Below are 739 nucleotides of genomic sequence, written 5' to 3' on the forward strand. Positions count from 1 at the left end.
CGGTGGAGCTGCTGCGCTACCCGGACCTGCGCGGTCAGCCGGTGGTGATCGGCGGCGGCCACCGGCATCAGCCCGAGCTGCTGGCCGACGGCACCCGCCGTTACGCTCGGCTGGTCGAGTACGCGGGGCGGGGTGTCATCACGACCGCCACGTACGAGGCACGGGCGCTGGGTGTGCATTCGGGCATGGGCCTCATGAAGGCCGCGGCGCTCGCGCCCGAGGTGGTGCTGCTGCCGACCGACTTCAACGAGTACCGTCGCTACTCGCGACTGTTCAAGGCGGCGGTGGCCGAGATCGCGCCGCAGATCGAGGACCGCGGCATCGACGAGATCTACATCGACCCCAAATTGTCCATTAGGGAAGGTCTGCAAAACCTCCCCACCTGACTGCCGGGATGGGACAATAGCGACATGAAGCAGATGAGTCTTCAGGTGCCGATGTATACGGGCTTTGAGCTGCGCACCAAGCGCACCCGCAAGCGTGAGTTTTTGGAGCAGATGGAGCGTGTGGTGCCCTGGAAAGAGCTGGTTGCGCTCATCGAGCCGTATGCGCCCAAGGCAGGCCCCAAGGGTGGTCGTCCACCCTTTGCGGTCGAGAAGCTTTTGAGGATTTACTTTCTGCAGCAGTGGTTTGGGCTGTCGGATCCGGCGGTGGAGGAAGCCCTGTATGACACGCCGCTGCTGGCCCGGTTTGTTGGGTTGGACCTGGGGGTGGATGTGGTGCCGGATGAGAGCACCAT

The 739-nt window shown here is 64.1% G+C and carries 1 protein-coding gene and 1 pseudogene; both read left to right on the forward strand.

The window, feature by feature from the left end; all coding sequences use genetic code 11:
• Window positions 1–2 precede the first annotated feature (2 nt).
• Window positions 3–341: pseudogene (locus Tchar_RS13570) on the forward strand (Y-family DNA polymerase); the annotation flags it as partial.
• A gap of 69 nt (window positions 342–410) precedes the next feature.
• Window positions 411–739 (forward strand): transposase (locus Tchar_RS13575; RefSeq protein ID WP_144327894.1); only part of this gene is annotated, 329 nt, incomplete at its 3' end.

The organism is Tepidimonas charontis (assembly GCF_007556685.1).
In the GTDB taxonomy this organism is placed as follows: Bacteria; Pseudomonadota; Gammaproteobacteria; order Burkholderiales; family Burkholderiaceae_C; genus Tepidimonas; species Tepidimonas charontis.